Origin of the sequence: Oceanobacillus sp. CF4.6 (genome assembly GCF_051262635.1) — a bacterium.
In the GTDB taxonomy this organism is placed as follows: domain Bacteria; phylum Bacillota; class Bacilli; order Bacillales; family Amphibacillaceae; genus Oceanobacillus.
In genome coordinates this window covers 103,686-130,575 of record NZ_JBIMEX010000011.1, presented here as the reverse complement: position 1 = coordinate 130,575, position 26,890 = coordinate 103,686, and the positions used below count along the sequence as shown (strand labels likewise).

Annotated in this window: 22 protein-coding genes; 5 read left to right on the top strand and 17 right to left on the bottom strand. The window is 36.3% G+C overall.

The annotated features are described in order from the left end of the window. Window positions 1-8 precede the first annotated feature (8 nt). The 8 genes from ACHABU_RS15940 to ACHABU_RS15905 all read right to left on the bottom strand — a co-directional run bounded on the left by ACHABU_RS15940 (window position 9) and on the right by ACHABU_RS15905 (window position 10,306). Window positions 9-1,523, bottom strand: coding sequence for a 4-hydroxyphenylacetate 3-hydroxylase family protein (locus ACHABU_RS15940; protein ID WP_435765927.1), 1,515 nt, complete (start codon window positions 1,521-1,523; stop codon window positions 9-11). 173 nt (window positions 1,524-1,696) lie between these two features. Next, entirely contained in the window at window positions 1,697-3,583 is a 1,887-nt protein-coding gene (locus ACHABU_RS15935; protein WP_435765926.1) for a XylR N-terminal domain-containing protein, read from the bottom strand. A gap of 251 nt (window positions 3,584-3,834) precedes the next feature. Beyond that, the gene (locus ACHABU_RS15930; RefSeq protein WP_435765925.1) at window positions 3,835-3,996 is read right to left on the bottom strand and encodes a hypothetical protein; all 162 of its coding nucleotides are present in this window, start codon (window positions 3,994-3,996) and stop codon (window positions 3,835-3,837) included. Window positions 3,997-4,757: 761 nt separating this feature from the next. Further along, window positions 4,758-5,744, bottom strand: coding sequence for a fumarylacetoacetate hydrolase family protein (locus tag ACHABU_RS15925; protein ID WP_435765924.1), 987 nt, complete (start codon window positions 5,742-5,744; stop codon window positions 4,758-4,760). A gap of 21 nt (window positions 5,745-5,765) precedes the next feature. Beyond that, window positions 5,766-6,494, bottom strand: a complete 729-nt coding sequence (locus ACHABU_RS15920) for a FadR/GntR family transcriptional regulator (RefSeq protein ID WP_435765923.1) — start codon at window positions 6,492-6,494, stop codon at window positions 5,766-5,768. 451 nt (window positions 6,495-6,945) lie between these two features. Then, window positions 6,946-7,545, bottom strand: a complete 600-nt coding sequence (locus ACHABU_RS15915) for a DUF6438 domain-containing protein (RefSeq protein WP_435765922.1) — start codon at window positions 7,543-7,545, stop codon at window positions 6,946-6,948. Window positions 7,546-7,867: 322 nt separating this feature from the next. Beyond that, window positions 7,868-9,157, bottom strand: coding sequence for a glycosyltransferase family 2 protein (locus ACHABU_RS15910; RefSeq protein ID WP_435765921.1), 1,290 nt, complete (start codon window positions 9,155-9,157; stop codon window positions 7,868-7,870). A gap of 546 nt (window positions 9,158-9,703) precedes the next feature. Beyond that, a complete protein-coding gene (locus ACHABU_RS15905; protein ID WP_435765920.1) occupies window positions 9,704-10,306 on the bottom strand; it encodes a TetR/AcrR family transcriptional regulator in 603 nt (200 codons plus the stop codon). 131 nt (window positions 10,307-10,437) lie between these two features. Between ACHABU_RS15905 and ACHABU_RS15900 the strand changes: the two genes are divergently transcribed. Together ACHABU_RS15900 and ACHABU_RS15895 are read left to right on the top strand one after the other, a co-directional pair. Beyond that, window positions 10,438-11,769, top strand: a complete 1,332-nt coding sequence (locus ACHABU_RS15900) for a short-chain fatty acid transporter (protein ID WP_435765919.1) — start codon at window positions 10,438-10,440, stop codon at window positions 11,767-11,769. A 15-nt stretch (window positions 11,770-11,784) separates the two neighbouring features. Continuing rightward, window positions 11,785-13,317 carry a class I adenylate-forming enzyme family protein gene (locus ACHABU_RS15895; RefSeq protein ID WP_435765918.1) on the top strand — a complete coding sequence of 511 codons (1,533 nt, stop codon included), beginning with the start codon at window positions 11,785-11,787 and terminating at the stop codon, window positions 13,315-13,317. Between the two features lie 260 nt (window positions 13,318-13,577). On the opposite strand, the gene ACHABU_RS15890 is transcribed toward ACHABU_RS15895, so the two are convergent. Beyond that, the gene (locus ACHABU_RS15890) at window positions 13,578-13,988 is read right to left on the bottom strand and encodes a hypothetical protein (protein WP_435765917.1); all 411 of its coding nucleotides are present in this window, start codon (window positions 13,986-13,988) and stop codon (window positions 13,578-13,580) included. Window positions 13,989-14,130: 142 nt separating this feature from the next. Next, entirely contained in the window at window positions 14,131-14,697 is a 567-nt protein-coding gene (locus ACHABU_RS15885) for a hypothetical protein (protein WP_435765916.1), read from the bottom strand. A gap of 291 nt (window positions 14,698-14,988) precedes the next feature. Between ACHABU_RS15885 and ACHABU_RS15880 the strand changes: the two genes are divergently transcribed. Further along, on the top strand, window positions 14,989-15,753 hold the full coding sequence (locus tag ACHABU_RS15880; protein ID WP_435765915.1) for an SDR family NAD(P)-dependent oxidoreductase: 765 nt from the start codon (window positions 14,989-14,991) through the stop codon (window positions 15,751-15,753). Window positions 15,754-15,805: 52 nt separating this feature from the next. Here the strand turns inward: ACHABU_RS15880 and ACHABU_RS15875 are convergent, their stop codons facing one another. Beyond that, a complete protein-coding gene (locus ACHABU_RS15875; RefSeq protein WP_435765914.1) occupies window positions 15,806-16,468 on the bottom strand; it encodes a GntR family transcriptional regulator in 663 nt (220 codons plus the stop codon). Between the two features lie 178 nt (window positions 16,469-16,646). On the opposite strand from ACHABU_RS15875, the gene ACHABU_RS15870 reads away from it, so the two are divergent. Further along, window positions 16,647-17,078, top strand: a complete 432-nt coding sequence (locus ACHABU_RS15870) for a DUF6376 family protein (protein ID WP_435765913.1) — start codon at window positions 16,647-16,649, stop codon at window positions 17,076-17,078. A gap of 298 nt (window positions 17,079-17,376) precedes the next feature. On the opposite strand, the gene ACHABU_RS15865 is transcribed toward ACHABU_RS15870, so the two are convergent. Continuing rightward, on the bottom strand, window positions 17,377-20,406 hold the full coding sequence (locus ACHABU_RS15865) for an efflux RND transporter permease subunit (RefSeq protein WP_435765942.1): 3,030 nt from the start codon (window positions 20,404-20,406) through the stop codon (window positions 17,377-17,379). 437 nt (window positions 20,407-20,843) lie between these two features. On the opposite strand from ACHABU_RS15865, the gene ACHABU_RS15860 reads away from it, so the two are divergent. Further along, window positions 20,844-21,137, top strand: coding sequence for an RNA polymerase alpha subunit C-terminal domain-containing protein (locus tag ACHABU_RS15860; protein WP_435765912.1), 294 nt, complete (start codon window positions 20,844-20,846; stop codon window positions 21,135-21,137). A gap of 388 nt (window positions 21,138-21,525) precedes the next feature. On the opposite strand, the gene ACHABU_RS15855 is transcribed toward ACHABU_RS15860, so the two are convergent. Genes ACHABU_RS15855 through ACHABU_RS15835 form a run of 5 tightly spaced genes read right to left on the bottom strand, consistent with a single transcriptional unit; the run spans window position 21,526 to window position 26,667 of the window. Then, window positions 21,526-22,608 (bottom strand): ABC transporter ATP-binding protein, encoded by a 1,083-nt coding sequence (locus ACHABU_RS15855; RefSeq protein WP_435765911.1) that lies wholly within the window; start codon window positions 22,606-22,608, stop codon window positions 21,526-21,528. Beyond that, window positions 22,601-23,842: an MFS transporter gene (locus ACHABU_RS15850; RefSeq protein WP_435765910.1), complete on the bottom strand. Its 1,242-nt coding sequence runs from the start codon at window positions 23,840-23,842 to the stop codon at window positions 22,601-22,603. The genes ACHABU_RS15855 and ACHABU_RS15850 overlap by 8 nt, the downstream gene beginning before the upstream one ends. Before the next feature lie 2 nt (window positions 23,843-23,844). Beyond that, a complete protein-coding gene (locus tag ACHABU_RS15845; protein WP_435765909.1) occupies window positions 23,845-25,140 on the bottom strand; it encodes a CehA/McbA family metallohydrolase in 1,296 nt (431 codons plus the stop codon). A gap of 20 nt (window positions 25,141-25,160) precedes the next feature. Further along, a complete protein-coding gene (locus tag ACHABU_RS15840; RefSeq protein ID WP_435765908.1) occupies window positions 25,161-26,027 on the bottom strand; it encodes a carbohydrate ABC transporter permease in 867 nt (288 codons plus the stop codon). Between the two features lie 4 nt (window positions 26,028-26,031). Further along, window positions 26,032-26,667, bottom strand: a complete 636-nt coding sequence (locus tag ACHABU_RS15835; protein WP_435765907.1) for an ABC transporter permease subunit — start codon at window positions 26,665-26,667, stop codon at window positions 26,032-26,034. Between the last annotated feature and the right edge of the window lie 223 nt (window positions 26,668-26,890).

Genomic DNA, 26,890 nt, shown 5'->3' with positions numbered 1-26,890 from the left:
TTAGAAGTTTATTGCTTTACCAAATGTTCCACGTTAGATGGATTAATCCAAGTTTCATTCGTCCATCCATGCAAGTCATAATCACTCATTGCCGATTCTGCAAGTGCTTTATAAGAATCTGTTTTACCTGCAAATTCAGCCATTTTCAATGCTTCAATACGGATGTTTTCCGTATTACCAGCATAGTTCACTTCATAAAGCTCATGACGTCCCCCAAATTCGGAACCAATCGCATCCCAAACCATCTTCAGTAACTTCACGCGCTCTTCAGCAGAAATACCTGTTCCACGATAGTATTTATCAATATGTGGTCTTAAATCTTCATTTAGAAAATCCTTTGAACTAGATGGTAACTGAATTAATCCACCAGCAACTACTTGCTCAAAGATATTTTTAACTCGAACCCAAGTGCTCGGTGCCAATACACGATAAGCAGTGGAAGCAGACGTGTTTGGAATAGCTACACCATTCATTCCTACATCGGGATCACTAGCCATTGCAGTAGATAGAGACCAAATCATATTGCGAAGTGCTATTACTTCTCCAACATTAACTTGAACTCCTCTAAATTGCTGTGTACCTGCACCCTCTGTAGCTTTAAGCAATAATCCTGCCATAAAATCAAGTTTTACAGCTAAACGAGTCGCTCCATGTATCGAGAATCTGTTAACAAAATTCATTCCAGGTACAAAGTTATTAGATACTTCTACATTCTTATAAGCTAATACATCTTCCCACGGAATAAATACATTATCTAAAACAATTACAGCATCATTTTCATCGAATCGGCTTGAAAGTGGATAATCAAATGGCGTACCATTTCTTGCAGCATTTAATTCATAGGATGTACGACTAATCATCTTCACTCCAGGTGCATTCATTGGCATGATGAAAATAAGAGCATGACTTTGATCACCGTCGCCTAAATCTTTTGGCCCGTAGTTCGCAACAAAATTATAATTTGTTAATGGTGCAGCTGTACCTACCATTTTAGCACCGCTTACAACAATACCATCATCTCTCTCATCAACCGCGCGTACAAATACATCCTTGTTTTCATGAAGCGGTTTTGAACGATCCATTTGCGGATTAATGATCGTATGGTTAATAAAAGATACTTCTTTTGATGCCTTTCTGTACCATCTTCTTGCATTATCCTCGAATCCTTTAAAGAAGTCTGCATATCCATTTAAGTGACCCATGAATGAAGCCTTATAATCAGGAGTACGTCCCATAAATCCAAAGTTTAACTTAGACCATTCTGCAATAGCATCCCTAGTATTCAGTAAATCCTCTGCACTTCTTGGCGTTTTAAAGAACCAATGCGTTTTGTCTCCAAATTCATTTTCCGTTACTAACTTTTTACTTGCTTCCGGATCATGTAGGGTATCATACATTCTTGCATAAGAACGAGCCGCATTACGAAATGCTGGATGTGTAGTTACATCCTCTACTTTTTCTCCATTTAAATAAACTTCTCTACCATCTTTTAAGCTTTCCAAATATTCTTTACCGGTTAACATTTTTCATCCTCCAATATTTTATTATTTTAATTATTGCTTCAATTCTTAATTCTATTATATTTAAAAACGCTTACATATTCAACGTCGCACAATGTTTGAATATAAAAAACTTTTAAACATAAACTGTTAGTATGTGAAAAAATAAAAGTCTCCCATGAGGAGACTTTTATCATTCAATACTCTTCTAGATCTAATTTACCTGTTGATATTAACGCTTGAATGGATAGTAATAAATTGTATTTTACTTCCGGATTTCTTATATCTTGTTTAAGTAACTTTTCAATTTTCCCTATTCGATATCGTAACCCACTTAATGATAATGCTAAGTCGGAAGCTGTTTGTTCCAAATTCCCACCATTAAGCAAATACACATACAAGGTTTTAATTATTTCTAACTTTTTATGATCATCGAAGTCATCACAAAGAAGATTCATTGTATGCATGGCCATTCTTTCCACTTCTTTTTTGTTATTGGAATTAATTAAAGGTCCTAATATCCCTAACGATTGAAACTCCATAATATTATTTGCTTTTGTTGTCATTCTCATGGCAGTAAGTGCTTCCTTATAACTATCGGAAGCCTTTTCAATCTCTTCCGATTGCATACTAATTCCAGCACGAAACGTTACAGATGGATGTGTTTTAGAAAGATTGTGTAAGTAATATGAACATGTAACTTGAATCCCTTTTTCCTTGATTTCACTTTTTAAGAATAAAAGAACCAAATCATTCGCTTGCTGTCCCATCAATATATTTATTCCTTGCGTTTGGAAATAAGTAGATGTTTCATTCATCACTTCATCCAAGAGAGCTAATTCTTCCTTGTAATTTTTATTAGGCATTTGAAAATCGATCACTGCGATATAATAAGGTTGAAAAAGATCTAACCCAACAAAGCTACTTCGCCTTAATATCTCTTCTTTTGTATTTTCTTCACTTAGAATCTGTTCCAGAAATCGCCCCTTCATTCGATCTTCTGCTTCCACCTCTGTTTTTTTATTTAATATATATAAAGCACAAACAGAAGAAATTCGCTCAATAATCATTTGGAGAAATCTAGTACTCTCTTTTTCTGATTTTTGATAAACAAATGAACTATATCCAATCGTTTTACCTTGTAGGAATATAGGAGTAGTGATTCTGTTATGATCATCTAATTTTAATGTTTTCGTTTGATGGAAGTTTTTTTTCATGGATCCCTTACATTGAACATATCGTTTAAATGATTGGTTAAAAACACCCAATTCCTTTTCAGAGATTCCACCAAAAGCAATAGGTTGTAATTCGGCACCTTCAATTAGAATAGCTGTATTTGTTAAGTTGTAGACGATATCCATGATGGAATGTAAATCTTTCCCTTTTAAGATTTCCTCTGTTAATTTGTTATATATTATAGAAACATTTTGTAAATTGTTCCGTTCTTCCAATAACTTTTCATACGTTAATTCTAGTTCCTTAACAATCGGTTCTTCATTATAAATTTTAAGTTCATCACTCATTTCATCTGTCCAATAATCTACCGTTCTTCCCACGAATTCACATACCTTATCTCCCTTTCCCACACAGGATACTTCTTTAAATAACACGGTTTGATTGCAGACTTCTGTTAAAAATCCATTTGCATATCCAACTAGTGTTTTACAAACCGGCTCATCAGCTAGTCCAAATTGTTCAATATGTTCCTCCGCTTCATAGGAATGCTCCCATATACCTTCTAAATAAGTAGATATTTTATCCCCATGATCCTCTACTTTAATATCTGTGACTGTTGGAATAACATGTCCATGCAACTGATGATAAACGGGCCCTTTTTTTATAATGGTCTTTATCGGTTCATCTTTGAATTTTTTTAGTATGATTCTTGCATCTTTTCGACCAAGATCAGATCCGTAACGTATTAAGAAACCTTTAACCCTATCCTTACCAATAGTCGTATACAAATCTTTTCTTAAAATACCAAACGAAGATGTTGGGACCAAGATTGCTCTGCTTTCCTCCGTATAAATTAACCCATCATCCGCAAATCTTATATCACGTTCAAGCTGCAGATATTTTCCCAAACTACTTTCCCCCCTTTTAAAATAGTTACTTTAGACTACGCTCCTTGTAAACGCTTTCGTAATATTTTATAGTATTTGTAATAAATAGTCTACTTATATTCAAACAACAAAAACATACTAAAGTTCATCTGGATTGTGCAGTTTACTGTTTTAAAAAAGAAAAGTAGCAGCTAGGAATTATTACTCAATTATAACACGATCTGCTTCTTCAAAATCGCATTTCACCTTCTCAATATCACCCATAGGTAACTTTATCCCATATTCGAGATATAGTAATCTTTACCAATATCTAACCATTCAAGGGCCGTTTTGCGGTTGTGTTTGTATTTCCATATCTCAACAGGTTCTTCATTAATGAGTAGTGTACCTATAATCATATCGGGGTATAGTGTTGGCATTAATCGTTCATCCATAAAAACTCACTCCTTTTATAATAATGCTTATAGCAACGATTACATTTTCATATCTGTATGGCGAAAATGAGTATGTATAATCAGAATAATCCTTATTAATTTGTCATACAAGGGTACTGTCCCTTTATGAAGTACAAATTTTTATTTTTTTGATTAATCCAGTTAAGCCCTATCTTACCTGTTCGCATAAAAACAGAAGGAAAGTATATTACCTACTGTTTTCATTTCTAACACGATCTGCCTTCCCAATCGTATATTCATATGTTACATCCATTCTATTTTCAAATTAAATATAGACTTCCAAAAGGTTGGAAGTCTATAAACCAAAACATTATGAATAATAGCCCATAGAAAAAGCGCCTACCCCCACCACTAGGGAAAATCCGTATAGAGACAACCATATTTCCACCTGAAAATGTTGTTTTAGGTGTTGCTGCTACGTTTTCAGCAAAACGGTGTCTGTCACACACTGCTTTACAGTATTAAAGCGATAGGGGACAGGCACTTTGATGGTTCTTGTAACTTCATGATTATATTTTATTGCTCGAGGTAGTCCATACGACTTGTCATATTTCTCAAAAACGCCAACATTCACCCTTTTTTTCCAAGTAAACTGGAAACTAGCTTTCCAACCGGACCATATCCAATGACAATCACATCATACTCCAACGTTTTCATCTTTTTCCCCCTATTCTTTTTTCAATATGATAGCGCATATATCTTATTCATAGGTGCTCGTTTAAGCCACCTATCTGTACCTATTAGTAATCTGATGTAACCAAAGAATGAGAAGTAATTACGTTTCTTTGTTCACCTAGATCAATCTTGCTATCCTTGCTCTTTATAGAAGCTCGAACGACATCTCCATCTTTTAGATATTTATTATTGCCACTTAATTGATTATCTACAAATGTAGTTCGTTTTTCTTCAGCAGGAAAAGTTGGATCAGATACAAGCTTTAATATATCTGGTGTTAGATTCATTGCTACTCCACCTGTAGTACCAGATAATACCAAGTCACCTTTAGATAAATCCATAATTTGAGATAACTCTGTCATTGTTTCTGCTGGTTTAAATAGTAATTGACTCGTATTGGCTGATTGACGAAGTTCATCATTTACCCATAGATTTAATTCAAGATCATGAATGAATGAAATCTCTTCTTGGTCTAGTAGATATAGGATGGGCCCTGTTGGACAGAAAGTACGGTAACTTTTCCCTTTAAGCCATTGTCCTTGGACTAACTGTATATCACGAGCAGATACATCATTTGTTAAAACAATTCCGGCTATATATTCATGTAAATTATCATCCGTTACTTCCACCGCTTCATTAATATTAGAACCGATTACGAGTCCTAATTCGATTTCATAATCGAGTAGATCTACATTCGATGGACGCACAATATTGGCGTATGCACCACTTAGCGAACTATCTGCCTTGCTAAATATCATATTAAATGGAGGTCGCTTGGCTTCCATTCCAGATTCTGCACGGTGGGTAGAGTAATTAGCCCCTTGACATACAATTCTTGCTGGTTTGGTTACTGGACTAAGTAAAGATACATCATTAAAAGATACGCTTTCAGCAGAAGAATCTGCTAGCAACTTTTTCGCTTCCTCTTGACCTTCCTCTAAAAAGTCTGAAAGTGTTAAGTAATTGCCTTTTACTACTTTGATTTGATTATCCGATAGTACTCCCCATTTTTCCGTATTATCTTTTTCAAAACGAACAACTTGAATTCCCATATGAACTACTCCTTCTTCTTTTTAATTTTTTTGATGAAGTAACGTTTTTTCAAATAATAGTTGAACGCGTAAGATCATATTTGTCATGACGATCCTAGAGTTCTCTTCATCTCCAGTTATAATTGCGTTGTATAATTCCTCATGCCTTTTTAATACTTCTGATGTTGGTTTATCCTGTTGCAATTCTGGGTTACTATTTAATGCAGTTATGCTTTTCTCTCTACTGATTATTAATCCTTTATGAAGTAATTTTAATAAACTAATCATCAATGAATTATGGGAAGCTTCTATTATTTTTAAATGAAATTCATAGTCAGCTTTTGCCCACTCCTTCGTATCATCTATCGTATTTTCTAAATTCCTAAAGCAGATCGTTAAATTTTCTTTATCCTGTTCGGTTGCGTTTTTTGCTGCCAATCCCGCAGCAATCGGTTCAATCCCTAACCGTACATGTGTCATATCAAGAAAGAATTCTCCATCTTCCCCTTGATGATCACTGATCCAAGTCATGACGTCCAAATCCCACCATTGCCAATCATTACGTGGTAATACGATCGTACCTGAACGTTTATTCGATCTAATAATTTTTCTTGCTGATAGCCCTTGGAGAGCTTCTCTTATAACCGTACGGCTTACACCATACTCCTTACCTAAATCTTCCATCCTTGGTAACGTTTCTCCAGACCTAATTGAACCGCTTACAATTTTCCTTCCAATTTTACCAACAATCTCGTCACTTCTATTTTGCATTTCTCATACCTCTTTTCGAATAAGGAATTAGATCCCTCCTTACAAAGGTTTTTAAACAAATAATACTTATTTATGTTTTCTGATAAGTAGTACTTGTTTAAATAATACACTTGGCCAATATAAATTGTCAATATATTTATAATAGATTTATAATTTTTTCTTCGATGGTCCGTGGGTGGTCAACCGGTGGTCCGCGGGGACAGGTTCCTTGGTCCATTGATAAAATGATCAATAAACCTAATGTAGTAAGTAGATTTATAAGGCATAAATCATTATAATTTCACCCAAATTCTACTAGTAACAACTTATATACTGAGTGAGCACAAGACGTCAAACTAAATTTCTCTTTTAAATTAATTTTATGCAAAAAAATAGACCAAGTGCTACCAACACACTCAGTCTATCATGCAAAATTGGACCGCGGTTCCTGTCCCCCTAGTCCGCTTGTTCCTCACTCTGAAAACTCACCTTTCCTCTCTTTCTCCATGACAACATACGAATATAACGAACCAGTTGTATCCTTCCCTATTTTCATTACGTCGCACTCTTCATCTATTTCCACTAGGTTTAGTGCTTCATTCTGATTCGGTGCTGCAACAATATAAGCCATATTTTTTGAATGAATATGATAGATATATAGGGTTTGTTCTACGTATTTTTTTGTACCGATAATCCGCTCCACCCGCTTCTCGAATTTTTCCAGACTGGTAAGGGAGTGCTTCAATTTGTTTGCCTGATCATCCCTATCTCCCAAGTAATGTTCCACTTCGTTGATATACCCATCTTCAAATTCAACTCTGGTGATGCAATATGGCATATCCGTTGCCATCAGATCTCCTTCTTTATAGGTGAAAATCCGATAATCAAAGCTTTCCAGCAAAGCTCCCAATTGCTGAACTTTTTTATCTGAAATCTGAAAGGTAGTTTCACCCATAAAGGAAACGTGACCTTCCCCATTCCAGTAAACCATTCCATCAGGTGTGACTTCCAATTGATATATCGGACATGTTCCATAGCATTCCGTACGCTTCAGAGACAATTTTTTGAACATTGATTTTTACCCTCCTTGAATTTTTTCACTTAAGTATTCGATCGGTTGATCACACATAAATCATCGATGTTATTTATCTATTTATAAGTGTAGCAGGAAGGTTATACATAATGACGCTCAGGACAGGTGTTCTTTATTTATTGTTGCCAAATGCAAGTTAGCTAAAAAAAAGTGCTTGTTCCCCGTTGCTTTACAGTATTAAAGCAACGGGGGACAAGCACTTGAACTTATGAAATGTATTAACATCTTTACACATTTTTTATTAACGACAAAACAAAATAATATAACCGGGCTGGAACGTTGACGGTATACATCCTTGAAATCAGCGAACCTCATCAATTGACTTTACCACGGTGTGAACGATTGGTTTCCATGTTACGTCCTTAAACAGGGCTACAATAGCAATTGGTATGTATGTGAACATAAAGAGTGGAAACGTGGATGTGTAGACGACCTTTTTCCATGCTGAACAGTGAATTTTCTTCCACTCTGTTAGTGTAGTGATGAAACCAAGCACAAACAGAAGACCATAAAACCAGCTAATGTATTTCAACAAAGCTAATGTTGTCGTATCAATTACTTCTTTTCCATCAAAAATTCCTAGAAATCCAGCTGCATAGAATGCTAGATTGACGGTAATGCTCATACAGGAAACGAGCATCGCTGGCATGATTGTCATTGCCATATCGTAGCATGAGAACCCGATACGCTTTCCTTTGAAAATACCACCAAGCAGCTTTTTGCCATATTTACCAAATACCTGGTAGAATCCCTTCGCCCAGCGCAAGCGCTGATTCCAGGATTGTTCAAAGGTCACTGGCTGCTCATCATAAAAGATGGCGTTTCTACAGTATCCAATCTTTTCACCTTTAATAATCTGCGACACAGAAAACTCGATGTCTTCTGTAAGGAGGTGGTGAATCCAGCCACCATTGGATCTAATCAGATTAGCATGTACGAGAAAACCCGTACCGGAAATAGCACAGCTTGTACCCAGAGTCATCCTCGGAAGATTTAGATATTCCGCTTCATGCAGGAACCAAAGCGCATAGCCCGCTGAAATCCAGTTCTGATCAAAGTTTTTGGAATTTCGATAACTGGTGACGACCCTATATCCCCGGTTAAAGACCTTGTTCATCTCCGCTATATAATTTTCATTCAACAGATTGTCGGCATCGAATATGAAATAGCCTTCATACTTTTCCGAAGCATATTCTTTCTCGATAATTTTGAACATATAGTCGAGGGCATATCCCTTTCCAACCAGTTTCTTATTTAAGCGCTTCCTAACAATTGCACCAGCTTGTTCTGCTACCCTTGCAGTCTGATCGGTACAATTATCTGCTATAACAAAAATATCAATCATGTCTTCCGGGTACTTTTGATTTTTAATGCTTTTAATAAGTTGTCCAATCACAAGTTCTTCATTTCTGGCTGCAATGATTACTGCATATTTGGACGGTGCAACTTCCCGCCTTGCTTGCTTACGGAGCTTCCGTTTGGCTACAAATGCAACAAACATGTAAACAAATTGATACGAGTAAATCATGACAAATAATAAAAATAGGAGAAAATTAAAATTTTCTATAAAAGTTGAGATAGACAAGTCCAAACTGATACCTCCCAGATTCTATTATTTATTTATAACGTAATCAAGTTGTTTTCTGTGAAGGAACTCTAGAATTTGTCCCTTAAAAATTAATTATAGAGCACACATTTGAAGTAAAGATTAATATTATGTAAATTTTCAGTAAACAGGCACAAAATGAGCAATTTATCATCTATAATAGAAAAATAAGAAAATATACCCATAAAACAACGGCGATTTTTCGGATGAATCTTCATGAAATCATAGCCGATTCAACTTTTGCCTGATGCTGTAGTGTTTACCGAAATTTTCCTCTCCTTCTCCACCTTTATCATCCAGGCATTTGGAAAAATTTCTCCCGAAAATGGAATGAACGTTGTTGATAGAACTCTCAAGGGTTAGTTCTTCGACTATTTGAATAATTATTATCAAGAAATTATCCAAATACAACTTCCCAGTTCACCAGAAATCAAAAAGCACAAATCCCATTTACAGAATCTGTGCTTTTAACAAGCGTATAAGTTTAGCCATTATTTTTAACAGAGAAATATAAGATAAATAGATTGGTAATCACTTTTTCATCCCCCTAATCATCACCCCAAACAAATCCCCATGTTCTTCTACTAGCGAAAAATCAGCTTTACGCAATGCCCAATCATATAATATACCTCGCATCGTACGGAGACAGATGTCCATCATTTTTTCCGGTAAAAGATCGTCACGAAACTCGCCAATTTTTTGCCCATTTTCAAAGATATCCATCAGAATGGAATATAATGGTCGATCTGGTATTAGGAAAAAGCTGTCTCTCTCCGTATTTAACTCCACCTCATAAATTGTGCGGATCACGTCCCATCCTAGATCTCTTTCGATATAGGTCATTTGTAGTCGCAGAAAAACTTCTAATCTATCTGCATATTTTTCTTCCTTTGCCATAATGTCAACGAGTTCATTCACATAATAATCGTCAATTTCCTTAAACTTTTCCAAAAATATATCATGCTTACTTTTAAAATGTGTATAAAAGGCCCCTTTGGACGTGTTTGTTTCCTTGATGATTTCATCCACTGTAACTCGACTAAAACTTTTTTCATTAAACAAGTGTAAGGCTGCTGCTGTAATCTTTTTCTTCGTAAGTAAAGCTTTTGTCGTCCTTTTATTGATTGTTATCACTCCTTTCAATTTTCTAAAAGTATTGACAAAGAGACTATAGTCTGTAAAATATAATTTATATAATCATCGTATCACAAAAGGTAGTTTGCATTAGAATTAATGTAAACGCTATCAAAAAAGGAGGAAGAAAAATGTTAAGAGCTTTTTCAAATCAAATTAGGATTGTAATCGAGAAATTTTTACCGAATGCCTTTATCTTTGCAATACTATTGACTTTTATCACGTTAATTCTAGGGATGTTTTTTACTGATTCCAGTTTACTAGACATGACGGAGCATTGGTATGGAGGTTTCTGGAATTTCCTGGCTTTTACCACACAGATGATTCTCATATTAATTACTGGTTATGCGTTGGTTAAAGCCCCTCCTGTCGAGAAACTAATGATTCGTGTAGCTTCCATACCGAAAACCCAAAAATCAGCTTTAATCTCTACCATTCTCGTGGCTGCTGCAGCTGGTTATCTGAGTTGGGGGTTAGGGTTTGTATTAGGAGCATTATTTGCAATTGAAGTGGCAAAAAGAGTACCTAAAGCAGATTTTCGTATTTTAATTGCTGCTGCTTATACATCCGTTATTGCTATATTACCAGCAAGTATTACGCTAACAGCCCCACTTCTTGTGAATACCCCTGATCATTCGTTGGAGGAAACGATTGGACTGATCCCGTTAACAGAGACGATCTTTAGTCCAACTATGCTTCTTGCAGCAGGTTTGGGTTTGCTAATTGTTATTTTTGCTTATTTAAAAATGATGCCTAAACAAGAAAACGTTATCCCATTTAATAGCGAGGAAAACGGCGAGATGACAAAAACAGAGAATAGAACGCCCCATTCATTTGCAGAAAAGATGAATAACAGTAAGATAATAAATTATGCGCTCGTAGCTTTTGGAGTCTTATGGCTGATTATGTACATCGTTCAGAATGGATTTAATTTAGAATTAAACATTCTAAACTTTGCTTTCATTATCTTAGGTTTAGCCTTGCATGGTTCACCAAGCAGCTATATTAATGCAATTACAGATGGGATGCCTTCAGCCAGTGGGATCCTTCTACAATTTCCTTTTTATGGAGGAATAATGGGTATGATGGCTGGATCCGGATTAATTTCCATTATCGCTCAATCCCTCGTATCCATATCCAATGAAGTAACGTTTCCTTTGCTTTCCTTTTTGTCTGCAGCAATTGTTAATATTTTTGTACCATCCGCAGGCGGTCAATGGCAGGTTCAAGGTCCAATCATGATTGAAGCAATTCAATCATATAATCTACATCCTTCTGTTGTTGTAAACACCGTATCGATGGGAGACACGATAACAAACTTACTTCAACCGTTCTTCGCCTTACCAGCACTAGGCTTAGCTAGATTGGAGCTAAAAGACATCTGGGGTTACTGTCTCGTAACGATGATCTTATTATTAATCGCAAATTCTATCATAGTAACTGTTATTCCTTTAATCTTTTAGAAAGGAGTTTATTTTATGCTTACTCACGGAAATATGACAATTTATACGTATCTGAAGAAACAGGTAAAGAAATATCCAAATAAAGTATTTATCTATTTTGAAGAAGAAAAGATAACTTATCAGGACATGGAAGAAAGAGTAAATCAAACAGCAGCCTGGATGGAGCAACAAGGCATCAAAAAGAATGATACGGTTGCCGTTATGTTAAAGAATTCTCCTGTGTTCTATGATATCTGGTTTGCATGCGGAGCATTGGGTGCGGTGTTTCTCCCTATAAACACTGCTTCTACACCAAATGAGCTTAACTATTTTTTGGAACACTCAGATAGTAAAGGGTTCATTTATGATGAATCCCTGATTACTGAAAAACATCAGGAAATCTTTTCAGACCTGAAGCAATTGCGATTCTCTAGGCCTAATGATACTAATTGGAAAAAGGAATTAGATGTGCAGCGCAAAGATTCCCACTATCACAACGTTACTGCCCATGATGTATGCGGGATTATGTATACTTCTGGAACAACAGCCAAACCAAAAGGTGTGCTAATTACACATGAAAATTATTTATATGCTGGCCATTCATCCGTCCTGTATCAGCAACTACAACCGGATGATCGATATATGATTTTCTTACCATTATTTCACGCTAATTCTCAATATTATACGTCAATGGCGACGCTCGTTGTAGGTGGCTCCATCATTTTATTGGAAAAATTCAGTGCAAATACTTTTTGGGATACGGTTGCAAAATACAAGCCCACTGTTTCTAGTCTTGTAGCTACCATTATAAAAATTTTATTAAAGATCGATCCACATCCGTACGAAAAGAAACATTCCATTAGACAGGTCGGTTACGGTTTATTCGTTCCTAAACAAGACGTAGATGCATTTAAAGAGAGATTTGGAATTCATTTGTTCCAATGGTTTGGTATGACGGAATCCATCACAACTAATATCACGACTCCTCTCTATTCAGAAATGCCCGTAGATGAACATACAGGAATTCTTGCATTGGGTAAAGCAGCTTTAGGACAGGAAGTAAAGATCATTGATGAGATTGGAAATGAATGCCCTTTTAATGCGGTAGGAGAGATTATTATCAAAAGCCCTTCGCTGATGAAAGGCTACTATAAGAATGAAGAAGCTACGAGTCGTACCATTATTGATGGCTGGCTCCATACAGGGGATAACGGATATATGAATGAAGAAGGCTATATTTGGTTTGTCGATCGCAATAAAGATATGATTAAACGAGCCGGTGAAAATATTTCTTCTTTGGAAATAGAAAACGTTCTTTCCGGCCATCCAGGTATCGCAAACTGTGCTGTCGTGGCTGCACCGGATGAATTACGTGAGGAAAAGGTTGTAGCCTATGTTGAGCTTAGTGATCCGGAAGTTAGCGAAGAAGCATTACGGGAATATTGCAAGGAAAGACTTTCCTCCTTTAAAATACCTGAAGAATTTTATTTTATTGATGAATTTCCGCGTACTTCTATTGGTAAGATTCAAAAGAATATTTTGAGGCATAGGCATCAAGAAAATAGATAATCTTTTAAAAGGAAATAGAGAGAATAGCTGTCTTGTTCTCTCTATTTTTTTGCTTTGGTTGAAACGTAATTGTTTATATCGTAGTTGTCAAATACTCTCGGAACATAATCGACAAGTCACTTGGTTCTCAGCGTTATAGCCATTTTGCTCCTTCTTCTAACAAACTAACCAAAGTAAAAGACAAATCAAGCAAAGCAACCATTTTAAAGTCGGGGCTATAAACTGTGGCTAATCGGCATTTTCTTTGGAGACGCTGGGAGTCATGATAATTTCCAGGCAGGTATTAACGAGTGAAAATGGAAAAAGTAGCTTACAATAATATGTATGATGGTATATAGAAGCAATGTTGTTAAATAGGCAAAAAACCAAGTACGTATAGGCTGATTTAAAAATTGAAAAAGCAATAACATCCCAACTGGAAATGGCATGACTACAATTAACCAGATTGGTGCGCCAAGTGCCTCGGTAATAGCACCTAAAGCAACTACAGAAGTACCTATGATAAGAGCTTGCCTTATTGTTATGCCATTCGTGATAAAATTACTTCCAAAAAAATAAGATAGAGCTGTTAGTAAAATAGCTGCAATGAAACTGATCACATAATTCATAGAGTACCCCTCTACTTTTTGTTTAAAAGATATTATTTTTGAAATCTGCATAATGATAGCCATTGTGTTCCTTCCCTTATTCTAGCTCGTCCGTTCCATTACTTTATAATTTAATACTAACATTTCGAAAACATTGTTAGAAAACTAAGGCAAATAAGAAAGTATAATCTTTCTTACTTACATAAAAATAAATTTTCTCCCAAAATTACTGAGATTTTACTCTCCGTTCACCCAATAAATCACCTAACTTCTCTTTCATCTCTTCCGTAGTCACAACACAGCTCAAGGTATTAAACCTCGTCTTAATTCTCAGCTCATATTGATCATTGACTTCGCTTGAGAAGCCATAATAATTATGCTTCACGTCAATTCGTACAAATTCATATGTTTTTATATTTTCCCATGATGCAAAACGTGCACCACATAGTACTCCGTCGTTCGTGACAGCAAATAGATTTAGAAAGTTTGACAGGTGGAAAAGCGGGAGTAGGATTAGAAAATATAAACCGAAGCCAACATCATGCCGAAATTGCCAGACCAAAATAATCATCCCGATTATATAAATTAACACCAAAATATAGAAAATGATGCCAGCCTTTTGACTGGAATAGGTCGGAGGTTTTACTGTTTTCTGCGGTTCTTTTCGAATTGACGCCAACTCTTCCGCTGTAAAAGGCAGCACAATATCCTGCCTCATCTTGACTAGAACCTGAATAAACCGGTATGCATAATACAATACGATTGCAACGAAAAACCACACAAGAAAATCCATCTTATCACCACACTTGATTTTTACTTACCTTTCATACGGATGATGAACAGGGAAAGTTTCATTGTATTATAAGATAGCTTCGTAATTCTTCTAGTGAAGTTGATTCTTTTCCGTAAGATTAGATTATGTCATCTTCAATTCCAGGAGTAGTAGGAAATCGGCATTCTTCGAACAAGCAATTTAGTAGACTATATATTATATATTATATATTATATATAATGTATTTAAACAAAATAATAAATTAATTCTATTTTTTGTTTACGATATTATATTAAACAAGGGGGATTTTAAATGGGTCGATTAACAGGTAAAGTAGCTATTATCACAGGTGCAGGTAGTGGTATGGGTGCGGAACAAGCTCGATTATTTGGAAAAGAAGGGGCTAAAGTTGTTGGAGCTGATATGAACGTAGAAGCCCTTACAAAAGTAGTTGATGAAATTAAGGCCGATGGCGGTGATGCGATCGCAATTAAACTAAACATCTCCTCCCCGGAAGAATGGAAAAATGCTATTCATACTGCTGTAGAAACATATGGTAAAGTGAATGTTTTAGTAAATACTGCAGGAGTTGCTGGTCCATTTGTAGCGAAAGCGCATGAGCACGATCCAGACGAATGGGATAAACTTCTGGCAATTAACTTGAAAGGTGCCTTCCTCGGTAGCAAATATGCTATCCCTGAAATGATTAAAGATGGTGGAGGTTCCATTGTAACCATTTCTTCTATCGCTGCTACACTTGGTGGTCAAGGTGGTACTGGGTACGGGGCAGCTAAGGCTGGTTTAATTGGTTTAACTAAAAATATCGCTGTGGATTATGGAAAAGATAATGTCAGAGCGAACGTTATCTTACCAGGTCAAATCAGCACACCGATGTCTGCAACACTTGAAACGGAAGAAGCGAAGGAAGTAAAACAATTCTACTTAAATAAAACTCCATTAGGTCACTTCGGAGATCCTATTGATATTGCTAATGCTGCATTATTCCTTGCATCAGAGGAATCTAAATTTATTACTGGTATAGAACTTTGTGTTGATGGCGGCGTAATGGCCAATTAAAAAAAAGAGAGACAGTTGTCTCTCTTTTTTTCCGAACAAATTTAGTTTTGGTTTATAGTATTTTTAGGCTTAACGATTGTCTCGTCAATATTTCAAAAGCTTCTTTTGCCTTCTTGAAATTGGAATGGATAATTGCATCTACCAATGCTTCCAGATGCATATAACGTTCTTTTGTTTTTTCCACATCGCCCCACATCATTTGGGAATATGCATTGGTAATAAAGGTTATGTCAGAATAAAATTTAATAAATGCCTTATTTTCTGCAACTTCAAATATATAGCCACATAATCGATGTACCTTTACAACATATTCCAGTATATTTTTTTCCAGTAGTTTCTCGTTTGCTTCTATTAAACACTGTTTCAAATGATTACGTTTTTCATCATCCCACTTTGTCGTCGAATAATCGACTCCTAACCGAAATAATTCAATCAATGCATCCGTATAGTCATTCATTTCTTGTTCTGTTATCGATTTTACCCGTACACCTTTTCTTGGTAACCTTTCGATAATCCCAGTATTTTGTAAAACATAGAAAGCTTCTCGCACAGGAATATTACTGACATTTAATTCTTTCGCAATTTCAGATTCAATCAGGCGTTCACCTTGCGATAGTTCGCCTATGAATATCTTTGTTAATATATAATTTGCAATTTGTTCAGGTAACGAGTAATTTTTACCTTCCATTAATGAAGAGAAATTGAAATTTTCCATTATTTACCCCTTCTATATATAATATATAATAGTTAATACTATACTAATGTTCGGCAAAAATGAAGCTTTTCAAGCAACGAGGGACAGGCACTTAGTTTTTATGTTTTCCCAATTTTTGAATGAGGACAAATTCCCCTGAATAAGTTAAAATGAATAGATATGGAAGGAGCTTTATATGATGAAAAAAATAATGATACTTATAATATTCGCGATAGCTCTTACTGGATGTTCCTTTATTGAGGAAACGAATAATTCATTAAACTACGCAACTGAGGCAACGGAATACTTCAATGATCTCAGCAATTTCGCTGAAGAAACTTCTGGACTGGTGAATCAAGCAGCTTCTGACCCAGCAGCAAAAGAAGAGTTAGAAACACAATTAATAGCTTTAGAAGAATCGATTACAGATTTTAATGCCCTTGACGCCCCCGGGATTGCAGAGGGTCTACATCAAAAACTAACGGAAAAGAATCAGCAGCTTCTCGATATTACAGACGGTATAATTCAAAATGGCGAAGTAGCAATAGATCAACTGCAGAACTCTGATTTATACCAAACGATTGAGAAGATAACTGAATTGAAAAGCCAAATTGAAGAACTCGGATTTTAATGAAAACTACTTCTTTGTGAAGTGGTTTTTTTCATTTGGAAGGTCCACGGGGACAGGTTCCTTGGTCCATTGATAATATGCCTTATAAACCTAGATTTATAAGGCATAAATAATTATAATTTCACCCGAATTCTACTTGTAACAACTAATATACTGAGTGAGTACAAGACGTCAAACTAAATGTCTCTTTTAAATTAATTTTATGCAAAATAATAGACCAAGTGCTACCAACACACTCAGTCTATCACGCAAAATTGGACCACGGTTCCTGTCCCCCCTGGTCCTGCCCCCTGGTCCATCACCCTACCAGTTCTTTTACCTCATCCTTTACTTTTTTCTTCTTCCTAAATAACCTACTAAAGCGATTTCCAACCGCATTAAACATCCGGTAGACTGCCGGAATTAAGACTAATGTGATCATTGTTGCGAACAGAAGCCCGGAGATAATCACGGTTGCCATCGGTGCCTGATAGTTGCCTGTTGTACCTGCTGCTAATGCAAGTGGCAGCATGCCGCCGATTGTCGTAAATGTCGTCATGAATATCGGACGAAGACGGTCCTTTCCAGCCCTACTGATTGCTTCATTTGCAGAAGCTCCCTCTCTTCTTAATTGATTTGCGCGGTCAATTAATAAAATTGCATTGTTTAACACAATACCAATGAGCATAATGATTCCCATTCCCGACATCACACTAAGTTCTCGCTGCGTGACAAACAATCCAAGGATGACACCAACAATAGTCATTGGAATAACGGACATCACAATGATCGGATGTGCCAAATGATTAAATTGTACTGCCATCACCAAGTACACAAGAAAAATCGAAATAACGAGAATCAGCACCATATCATACAGCAGCTCCTGCTGTGTTTCAAGATCGCCTCCAGCAGAAATCGTGTAACCGGATGGCGTTTCGAAATCATCGATCAGATTCTGTATTTCTCTGTTTACTGTCCCTAAATCGGTACTTTCAATATCCGCTGAAATCGTTATATAACGCTCTCCATCGATATGGGAAATTTCATTCGGCATATCGACACTACCTAATTGTACAAAGTCGGATAGGCTCTTTTCCCCTTCAGGAGTTGAAATTTCCAGATCAAGCAAGCTTTCCTCATTTACTATTTCTTCATTCCACTTCACTACTAATGGAACACTTTTTTCATCGATTGCTACTTCACCAATTGGCATATGGAGAAATGCCTCCTGTATGTATTGGCGAATCTGGATTTCCGATAGACCGGCATCTTCCATCGCCGCTTCATCCAATTCGACGACCTTTTCTGTGGAAGTACGTTCAATCGAATTCGTGATACCAGTAAGTCCCTCAATACCTTCCAACTCTTGCGTAAAATCATTCACGAGCACTTGCAGCTCTTCATAATTATCACCTTTCATCTGTATTTGAATCGGCTGCCCGCCACCTACAGACATCGCACTCTGAACACTTTTAATCGGGTAATCTTCTCCCAGTTCACGCAAGGAGCTTAGTATCTCCTCATTCACTTCTTTCTGTTCTCTTGTAATTTCATTGCCTTTGGTCATATTAATCAGCATGAAGAACATGGATCCATCATCAATAATGTAACTTGTTTCCACATCATCAATTGCCGCCAATGTTTCATTAATTTTTAGCGCAACTTCTTCCTGCTCTACTGCTGAAACACCTGTCTCTAGGTCAACCATTAACTCCGCATACCGATTTAGCACATCCGGCATGATGGTCATTGGAATTTTAAATACGAGAAACATCGATCCAGCGAACATAAGGAAAAAGATAAAAATCATTGCTATGCTGTTGCGTTTTTTCTTTACGATCCAGGAAACGAACTCCCCATACCTTTTGACGAGTCGTCCTTCTTTTCCATTATTATTCTTTTTGGGGATTTTAAGGAATTTCTCAGACAAAGATGGAATTAAAGTAAAGGATACAATAACCGAGCTGATTAGTGTAACTGCAACCACCGTAGACAGGATGACCATAAATTGCCCGACATCTCCACCCATCAAGCCAATAGGCAAAAATACGACTATCGTGGTCAGCATCGAAGCGATTACTGCCGAAGCTACTTCTTTTGTTCCTTCCAGCACCGATTCCAATGGCTTTAACCCTTGTTCCTTTTTCTTATAAATCGACTCTAAAATAACTATCGATGAATCTACCATCATACCGATACCCAAGCCCAGGGCAATAAGTGAGAGCATATTGAAGCTATAGTTTAAAATCCACATTGTAATAAAGGTTAATAGAATAGAAGTTGGAATGGAAATTCCGATAATAACCATCGCGCGTACATTACGCAGGAACAACAGTAAGATGACAATTGCCAATATACCTCCAATGAGGATATTACTGGAGACCCCATCAATGGATTCTTTTACATAATCAGCTTGTGCAACGAGCTCATTTAGCTCAAACTCCTCTACTAGTCCTTCATCTCTAATTTTTTGAACTTCTTCACGTATTGCTTCAGCCATTTCAATTTGCGTCACATCGGATGTCCGGCCAATTTGAACAAAGATAAAATCCTTCGTTCCATCTTTCCAAACATAGGAGGCATTTTCCACTGGCTTTATAGAAACATTTGCAATTTCATCAAGCTGTATAAAACCTGCCTGTGTTGGAATTTCAATATTTTCCATATCTTCAATTGACGTTAAATCGGTTTCCCAACGAATGGATGGCTGTGCACCTTCCTCCTCGATTTCTCCTAATGTAGCTTCTGTATTCGTCTGCTGGATAATGGAAATAACTTCTGAACTATCCAGTGCATGTTCTGTCAGACTATCCCTATCGAATTCGATACTCACTTCATCTTCCTGTATTCCCATTAGAGAAACATCGCTTACTTCAGAAAGTTCCTCCAAACGAGGTTCCAGAACATCCAGAGCAAAAGCTGTCAGTTCATCCATTTCCCCACTGGAAACATCCATAAAAAATTCATAGTTCGCACTTAAACTCATCTGTTCTGCTATTACTTCTGTAACGCCGGCCACATTGGTAGCAACCGTACTTGTCACAGTCTGTATTTCTTTTGAAACTTCCTCACCGAGGCCTTTTTCAATCATAATCTGTAAGCTGCTTTGGCCGATCGTGCTCGTGGAAGAGATTTCTTCTACGCCATCAATCCCAAGAATACGCTGTTCAAGTGGGGTCGTAATTATTCTTTCTACTTCAATCGCAGCCATGTCCCCTGCACTGACAGCAATATATGCTCCATCAAACTCCACAGGTGGAAATAACTCTTCATCAAGATTTGTGAATGAATAAACACCCAAAATAAGTACTAATACCGTAGTCAAGCCCACCAAGATTTTTCGATTCACAATAAACTTTAGCAATTTCTTCCCCGTCCCTCGCTTTTATTTACAAACCTTCATCAGTATAAAAGAAAAATAATTAAATTTGTTAAAGAGCATTCATAATTTACAAAAACTTTAAGTACAAAGGCCTAGATTATTAAATTTCTGTTTATTTCTAATTATCGCTAAAACATTTTACGTATCACCCCTGGCATTTCTAATTTACCTGCTTTCATGTTAAACTATTTTAATTTTTCAAACAATAGCCCTAGGTCTGATTTCATCTAATACTTAAGACTTACACGGGGGTAGGGCAGGAAATGTATTTAAGTAGACAGCAATATGAAGAATATATCTCCATCAATAGCTGTTAGCTGAAATTTGACTATAAAGATAGTATGATATACCGATATATAAACGAAAGGAATTATAAATAAGCATTTAAGAAATGGGGTAATAACATGAGAAATTCAAGGGCAAATTTCCGAACTTGTGAGAAGGGGCATTCTTACTATAAAAGTAGTGACTGTCCGACCTGTCCTACTTGTGAGGAAGAGCGAAAACCAGAACATGGATTTCTATCTCAGCTTTCAGCTCCCGCCAGACGGGCATTGGAGAACAACGGCATCACGACATTAAAACAGCTATCAACCTATAGTGAAAAAGAGATTTTAAAATTTCACGGTATGGGTCCAGCTTCCTTACCTAAACTTCGAACAGCTTTAGAGTCAGAAGAATTGTCATTTAAAAAGTGATTAAGTAAAACGGGGTCAGGTTAAACCTAAGCTTATTAAAGCAGTGAATAGTCCAACCTCTGAGTCCTATAAAGATCCATTAATTTCTTTTGTAGATATTCAGGAAAAAAGATGACCATGATTATCGTATTAGCAAATGATACAAATATGCACATAGTTGATAATTTTAAAGTATCACTAGAAAATTATAAAATACCCGTTCTTGCTTGGACATGATTGGTAAAACAGTAATAAGCCTATTAGGAACCCCCCCTTGAGATATTATAAACTCAGGAGGAGTTCATATTCTTTTTGAAGATAGAAGTAGACAATATTATAATAGTGACCACTCTCTACATTCGAGTGAATCCTTTTATAGTTATATACTTCAATTCTTGAGTATCTCCCTCTATTTAATTCTTCTACTCGTTTCAATATCGAAAAAGTGAACATCCTTAAAATCAAACCCAACTGTAATAACCTCTCCAATGTTAATATTATAATCAGCTTCTTCACGTACAATTACAGTCTGCCCATCGATTTCTGAATGAAGGACAATTTCTGAACCTAAAAGTTCTGAGAGATTGACTTTTACCGGAATAATTACATCGTGTTTTGTTGATAGACTAATATTTTCTGGACGAATTCCTAGAATGACTTTTTCGTGTTGATATTCATTCTTTCTTAATGTGCTTAGTTTTTCTTCAGTAATAGGAAATGAGGCAAATTCTATTTTTATTTTTTCATCCTCTATGATACCAGTAATAAAATTCATTGGCGGTGTTCCAATGAAGCTTCCTACAAATACGTTTTCAGGATTATCATAAATTTCTTTGGGAGAATCAACTTGTTGAATTACCCCGTCTTTCATAACAACAATTCTAGTTGCCATTGTCATTGCTTCTGTTTGGTCATGCGTTACGTAAATCGTAGTTGTTTGTAGTGTTTTATGTAATTTTGTGATAACTGAACGCATTTGAACACGTAATTTAGCATCAAGATTTGATAACGGTTCATCCATTAAAAATACTCTTGCATCACGAACCATGGCCCGCCCTAATGCGACACGCTGACGTTGTCCGCCTGAAAGAGCTTTTGGTTTCCGCTCCAGGTAATTTTCCAAACCTAAAATAGTTGCAGCATGTTTTACACGTTGATCAATAATTTCTTTTTTCATCTTTCTCAATTTGAGACCTATCGCCATATTCTCATAAACTGTGAAATGGGGATATAGTGCATAATTTTGAAAGACCATCGCTATATCTCTATCTTTGGAGGGCAAGTCATTTATTCGTTTTCCATTAATGTAAATACTACCCTTTGTTACTTCATCTAATCCAGCAATCATTTGTAATGTTGTAGACTTACCACATCCTGAAGGACCAACAAATACAATGAATTCTTTATCTTTGATACTTAAATTAAAATCTTTTACAGCTATTACATTATCGTCGTATTCTTTATTTACATTTTCAAATAGAATCTCAGCCAATTATATTCCTCCTATAATTACGTAAAAAGTGTAACGATAATAATCCTATGAATATAACAATTAATAGATACGATGCAACCCATAGATTTTGATTTTCCTCAATCGTATAGATGAGCATCAACCCTCCAACACTTGGAATCCTGCCAGCACTTAATGCCAACTCTCTTGACACAACCATTTCAATTCGATTTTTACCTCTATTATCAAATTTTGCAATGGTATTTAGAGAAAGTGTGTTAAAAGGGACTTCAAACAGAGGAATACATATGCCTGCAGCAAACCCATAGAATAGCAGTGTCACAAAATTAACATCTAACACTAGACCAAAAACAGCTAGGCTGACACCAATTGTCCCAATCATGATGTAGCGTCCTCTATTTTTCTGGTCGATGAACTTTCCAATCATATAATATGTAATAATGGATATTGTTGTTGTATAAAACACATAATTACCGAGACTACCTTCACTCCCCGTTACCATGTAGACCCATATCCAAACCGCAAATGACAATACTCCATCACGAAATGCCAGACTGCTAAATACTTTCGAAAGATGTCGCCATTCCACATTCTTATTGATATTCCATAAAGCTTTCCAGTTAAAAGTCCCTTTATCCACATATTTTGGGAGAGAAAATGTGATACTTAATGATGATAAAAACAAGATAAATGTTAAGGTGAAAATAAGTTGGTAGCCACTAAAACCCGGTTGTGCAGTAATAATCCACCCAGCTGTTATGGGACCGATCATTTGGGAAAATGCGCTAAAGATTCCATTTACTCCGTTAAACCAATCTCGGTTCGTTTGATTGGTTAAGTCAACAGATAAAGTGTTTACTGACATCCAATAAAACCCCGAACCGGCGCCAAATATTAAGCCCAGTAAGATAATATTAGTACTAGCAGAGCTACCTAAAAGGAGGAGAACGATATAAAATAGAAGCTGTAAAATCCCGCCAATGATAAGTCCATTTCTCCTGTCTGTTTTTTTGCTTAACCAACCAGCAAAAACAAAAGTAGGTGCCCATATTAAATAAGAAATAAAATTAAATAGGGCGACTTCATAAAAATCCTGTGAAAGCTTATATAAATAGACATTAATAAATATACTGGATAAGCTATTGGCAACACCATTTAAGCAAATAATAGACAGGAAAATTTTCGTTGTCTTTGATAGGACATTAGAATAGTCTGGTTGTATTATTCCTTTTTTTGTAATAGGTAGTTGTTTCATACTTACAATCCCTCATTGTTTATGTAAAGAGGGTTACACATTGCTGCCATTAGTGTCTGGTCAACCTCCTGCAAGTATTTCCACACCTCTACTCGATAAAATTTCTGATTACCGATTTTCAATTGCTCACGAAAAGTTACTTCTGATTTTGGAACGATGTATGTTTGTTCTATCCCTTTATCAGAGATTATCTTTATAAAGTCACCTTCCTGTAGTCTGTTAACTTCTACTACTACTGGTTGAGAAGTATCTGTGACTGTATCTCCCATTTGTTTGCCTCCACAAGTCAATTCCAAGGTTGGTCCCTCCGGACTATAGCTCAGAAACACATGACCTTTCTCCATTCCAGCAAAAATCCCGTCTTGTGATTTGTTGGTAGTCTTAACCCAAGTGGTTGGCATGCCGTGCTGCACATAAGGATCTGGCCTATGTGTGTCACTTCCACCTATCACAATTATTTCTTTGCCATGGACAAGCTGTTCTTGCCACCAATTAAGAGTTCGTTGATTACCTGGACGCCAAGGACCATTCCATACCTCAACAAAATCGCAATTCACATCCCAACTCCACTCCCATGGACATCCCGGATCATGTGGGTGATTGATCGCTATTTTAGCCCCACTACTTCTAGCTTCCTCGACTTTACCATGAATCTCTTCCTGATTAACTGCGCGAAAATCCTTAATCGGATCGTTTATACCGAAAAAGTTGCAATGCCCCTTGTATGTCGTTAATTCTATCCCCGGTATAATGGTGAGATCTTCATGCTGTGGAAGATCGAAGTTTTGACTGACCGTGTTATGATCTGTTAAGGCTATGAAATCCAGTTGCTTTTCCGAGGCGATTGTAGTTATTTCTTCCAATGTAAAGGAACCATCACTGTGTACACTATGCATGTGCAAATCGCCTTTTAACCAGGTTTCTTCATTATTTGTACTTTTTTCAATTTGAATTTCTACTTCAACTTCGCTACCATTTTCCGGAATTTTGTAAGCTCCTAAAATAACTGCCCAGTTCCCTTTTGCCAGGTTCCCGGAAAGGTATCCGGGAGTGGAGGATTTTAAACCAATTTCTATTTCTTTTCTAGCTCCACCGCTCCAGCCTCTCACCCGGTATGGATCCCTTATTCCTAAGTCAACAACACATTCTTCATTTGTTTCATTTACTACAGCATACTTAACACGGATGTTGACAATACTCTCTGATAATTCAAACGGGACCTCAATATACTGTAATTGGTTCTCCTTTTTTATGACACGTCGTATTTTTCTTTGTTCTAATGTTGTAGTTTGAACCATTCGATATCACCTTTCTTTATTTACTCTTTAGTAGAACCCAGCATGATCCCTTTAACGAAATATTTTTGTACGAAAGGATAAATAATTACTAAAGGTATTAAAGCAATCATAATTCCTGCCATCCGAACATTTGGTGTGAAGAAATCACTGCTGGAGGTGGCATCTGTTGAAATTACTAATGACTGTAAAGCGATTTGCAGTGTATATTTATCGCTATCACTTATGTATAGTAACGGCTGTGTAAACTGATTCCAGCGACTAACAAATTCAAACAATAACACTGTAGCGAGACCTGGTTTAGCAAGTGGCAGATAGATTTTTCGAAAGATCCAAAAGTCTCCTGCCCCATCCATTCTTGCTGATTTTGCTAAGTCACTAGGAATTGAAAGGAAGAAATTACGCATAAGTAAAATACTAAATCCAGAAACTAAGCCTGCAATAATTAAAGAAGTTAGTGTATTTAATAAACCTAAATCCCTATTTACAATATATAAAGGGATCATTATAGCTTCTTCTGGAATAACCATCGTCAAGATAATCATGGATACGATTATTTTCTTCCCTGGTAATTCCTTCTGAATTAATACATACCCAGCCATAGCAGCGAAAAGCACATGGAATATTGTCCCGATTACCGTTACAATGACATTATTTAAAAATGGGCGCCATAGTTCCATTTTTGACCAAATAGTTACATATCCTTCCAAACTGAATTCTGTTGGCCACAATCTAACACCCGGTTGCATGGATGAAATATTCGAAGAAATGGACGTTACAAATGTATACCATAATGGAATTATCATCGTTAGAACCAGTAATATAAGGAAAGTTTTATTAAGTATATTAGCACCCTTTGATTTTACAGTTTCACGTTTTTGTTTTTTCATCAAATCACTCCATATCGAATCGGATACCTTTTCTTACTAAAGATACTAGAATAAGAGTTGCTAAAACTACAAGAAACGCAGCTGCTGTAGCTACCCCCATTTCAAATTCCAATATCCCTTTTTCATAGACATACATCATAATGACATCTACTTCTCTAGAAATCGCAGGATTTCTCATTACAAACACCTGATCAAATATCCTAAGAATCCCCATTATATTTAGTAGCAGTACTACTTTCATCGTTGGAACTAATTGTGGAATAGTGATATAAATCATCTGCTTCCATCGATTCGCCCCATCGATTCTAGCAGCTTCATATATAGTTGGGCTTATCCCCACAATTGCTGCCAGATATATAATGCAGGTATAACCCATATCCTTCCAGATTGCCGATAAAATCATAATAGGCTTGGCATACGCTTCTTGTGCAAAAAAGTGAATTGGACCAACACCTATCCATTGCAATACTCCATTCACCAACCCTGCATCAGGTGACAATATGTATATCCAGATTCCTCCAACGACAACCCAAGAAAATAAATGCGGAAGATAAATTACCATTTGGGTTATCTTTTTGAAAAGTGGTTGAAAAACTTCATTTAACGATAGCGCTACGACTAATGGAGCAATAAAACCCAATAATAGAATTCCTCCCCCTATTAAGAGGGTATTTTGAACAACTCGCCAAAAAACAGGATCATTCAATACAGTTATGTAATTTTGAATCCCAATAAAGGGACGATCTCCAATTAATTTAAAATCTTGTAAACTTATAATGAATCCTTTGATAACTGGGTAATAGTTAAAGATAAAAAAATAGGTAAAAATAGGTAAGATCATTAAATAGAGACTGTAATGTTTT

Coding starts and splice junctions, on each gene's coding strand:
- ACHABU_RS15925 (WP_435765924.1), bottom strand. CDS start 5,744: ATGGGAATTCAAGTTGTTCGTTTTGAAAAAGATAATACGGAAAAATGG.
- ACHABU_RS15860 (WP_435765912.1), top strand. CDS start 20,844: ATGAGAAATTCAAGGGCAAATTTCCGAACTTGTGAGAAGGGGCATTCT.
- ACHABU_RS15880 (WP_435765915.1), top strand. CDS start 14,989: ATGGGTCGATTAACAGGTAAAGTAGCTATTATCACAGGTGCAGGTAGT.
- ACHABU_RS15845 (WP_435765909.1), bottom strand. CDS start 25,140: ATGGTTCAAACTACAACATTAGAACAAAGAAAAATACGACGTGTCATA.
- ACHABU_RS15895 (WP_435765918.1), top strand. CDS start 11,785: ATGCTTACTCACGGAAATATGACAATTTATACGTATCTGAAGAAACAG.
- ACHABU_RS15915 (WP_435765922.1), bottom strand. CDS start 7,545: ATGTTCAAAAAATTGTCTCTGAAGCGTACGGAATGCTATGGAACATGT.
- ACHABU_RS15940 (WP_435765927.1), bottom strand. CDS start 1,523: ATGTTAACCGGTAAAGAATATTTGGAAAGCTTAAAAGATGGTAGAGAA.
- ACHABU_RS15850 (WP_435765910.1), bottom strand. CDS start 23,842: ATGAAACAACTACCTATTACAAAAAAAGGAATAATACAACCAGACTAT.
- ACHABU_RS15900 (WP_435765919.1), top strand. CDS start 10,438: ATGTTAAGAGCTTTTTCAAATCAAATTAGGATTGTAATCGAGAAATTT.
- ACHABU_RS15890 (WP_435765917.1), bottom strand. CDS start 13,988: ATGGCTATCATTATGCAGATTTCAAAAATAATATCTTTTAAACAAAAA.
- ACHABU_RS15885 (WP_435765916.1), bottom strand. CDS start 14,697: ATGGATTTTCTTGTGTGGTTTTTCGTTGCAATCGTATTGTATTATGCA.
- ACHABU_RS15920 (WP_435765923.1), bottom strand. CDS start 6,494: ATGCAAAATAGAAGTGACGAGATTGTTGGTAAAATTGGAAGGAAAATT.
- ACHABU_RS15930 (WP_435765925.1), bottom strand. CDS start 3,996: ATGGATGAACGATTAATGCCAACACTATACCCCGATATGATTATAGGT.
- ACHABU_RS15870 (WP_435765913.1), top strand. CDS start 16,647: ATGAAAAAAATAATGATACTTATAATATTCGCGATAGCTCTTACTGGA.
- ACHABU_RS15875 (WP_435765914.1), bottom strand. CDS start 16,468: ATGGAAAATTTCAATTTCTCTTCATTAATGGAAGGTAAAAATTACTCG.
- ACHABU_RS15840 (WP_435765908.1), bottom strand. CDS start 26,027: ATGAAAAAACAAAAACGTGAAACTGTAAAATCAAAGGGTGCTAATATA.